Below are 2,108 nucleotides of genomic sequence, written 5' to 3'. Positions count from 1 at the left end.
TGTGGGGCGCCGCAGGCGTCCCAGGAGCGAAGCGACGAACACCATTCACTTGTTATACGATTTTTTGACGACGACAACCTGGTAGCCGTGCACGCCACCCAACAACTATGAAGTAGAAGATTGCCCCCCAGAATACAAAGCCTTGCAATATTTGCAGTGTGGATTCCCACGTTGAGCAAACTCTACTTTCAATGCATGCGGTGCTGATAAAAATACTTGCCCATACGCCCATAAGAACAAAGAATGCAAACATGTAGCTAAGAATGACAAATATTCTGCGAAATTTTGATGGATATTTGTATTTCTCTATGTTTGAGAATCGTTCTTGTTTTTTCTCGTAGCTTGGTAGATCGAATTCTGGCTCGTTTACTACGAGTGATCCTGACAGCAAGTCATGGAGTGCTTGATGCTTTTTTGTTGTCAGGACAAATATTAATGAAAAACTGCCTGCAACTATTTTTAATAGAAATCGCAAGGTTGAAAGTACTATGTTTAATTTGTTTCCCTTGGTTGTGATTATTTTAAGACCATACAAAGAGTGACCAAATGTTGCCCCCCTAAGACTTACCATGAATGGTTCATACATAAATATTGGGAATAGAACAATTAAAATATTTATTAGATCGTTTTTGGTCTTTAGTATTGAAACCAATACAAAACCTAGAACTATGAATGGAATTATGATTAATCCATCAATCCATAGAGCTTTCAATCTTCTTATTAGTCTTGGATAGCTCAATGTGGAACTCCTAATCGTATAACGCCTGCATGTGGGGCGCCGAAGGCGTCCCACGAGCGAAGCGAGGAACACCATGCTCTTGTTGTGCGCACCTAGCCGGACGGGATTTACCGGAGCTGGCGCTGCACAATATTAGCGGTTTGTTGAGATAAAGGTTGCCAGCAGGCAAACCCTACGTTTTGTTAATGTTTGGCACTGAATACGCAGCCACTGGAAACCTTTGCTGCCGGGAAACGCAGAAGCTTTGCTGGCGTTGCACGAAAAACATGAGCACGCTACCGCTTGCCAGCTGCGCAGACATTGAGAACGTGAAAATGTTTATGCTGGCATTGCACAGGGAACAAACGCAAATATTGAAACGCCAGCCCCACGAAAAGTGAAAAAGGCAGGCTGGGAATTGAAACCCTAAATATTTGCACTGGCATAACTCGGAAGCAGCCCGAAAAATGTTTGCAGAATAAACACGTTGAAAGAATGAACTTTCAGGATTTGCACGTGGCAAACTCCAATGTTTGATTGCCAGCTCCACAAAACTCTTGGTTGTTTCTCAGGAAAGCACAGACCGAAACATTAACATTTGCACATTGACGCACAACGCCTGCGTGTGGGGCGCCGCAGGCGTCCCAGGAGCGTAGCGACGAACACCACGCTCTTGTTACACGCTTTTTATATTTTGTTTGCAATGCCTAGAAATATCAGTGTTTTTATTAGCATTACCCAAAAGGCAATTTGCGCGAAAATAAAATAAACACTGTTTCTATATGCTGCTGAAACTGACTTAGTTTTAGTGATGAAATGTATATAACACTGCCTCCAGACCGCACCGAGGACAAAGACCATGATTAGGTAAAGTAAGCTGTTTAGACCTGCATTAGATGCAGCCATAAACCCCCATAAAAAGGGTGCAAAGTTAATTATTAGAAGTAGCATAATAATTGTTTCTGAATTTTATGGTTATATTGCTATTACATTCTTGATGCAGGTTTGTACTTTGGCCATTGGTTATAGCCAACATCCGGGTTATTTGATTGAAATTTATCTATGAATTTGGCTTCTAGCTTATTAATTTCACTTGCGTCGAAGGACGTGACAAGTATTTCTCTACGTATGGACATGTCCATTCTTTCTATAGAGGAGAAATCTTTGGCGATTAGTTTACTGCTTGCGCTACCCCAATAATTTATGCTATTTGTTAAATCTTTACCAATATAAATTTTCCCATTTGGATAGGTGATTTTATAAATCACTTTTAATTTATCTTCATCAGTCATAATTTTCTCAGTATGGGTGATGAAACTCTAAGCGTGTAACGCCAAGTTGTGGGGCGCCGAAGGCGTCCCAGGCAGCTTGCTGCCGAACACCAACGCCT

Annotated in this window: 2 protein-coding genes; both read right to left on the bottom strand. The window is 41.5% G+C overall.

Annotated elements, in window-relative coordinates; all coding sequences use genetic code 11:
• Positions 1-52: 52 nt before the first annotated feature.
• Complete coding sequence (locus QMA35_RS21425; RefSeq protein ID WP_281649171.1) at positions 53-739, bottom strand: RDD family protein; 687 nt, start codon at positions 737-739, stop codon at positions 53-55.
• 965 nt (positions 740-1,704) lie between these two features.
• Positions 1,705-2,010 (bottom strand): hypothetical protein, encoded by a 306-nt coding sequence (locus tag QMA35_RS21420; RefSeq protein ID WP_281649170.1) that lies wholly within the window; start codon positions 2,008-2,010, stop codon positions 1,705-1,707.
• Between the last annotated feature and the right edge of the window lie 98 nt (positions 2,011-2,108).

This window comes from Parendozoicomonas sp. Alg238-R29, assembly GCF_947331445.1.
GTDB lineage: Bacteria > Pseudomonadota > Gammaproteobacteria > Pseudomonadales > Endozoicomonadaceae > Sansalvadorimonas.
This window is presented reverse-complemented; position numbering and strand designations above follow the sequence as displayed.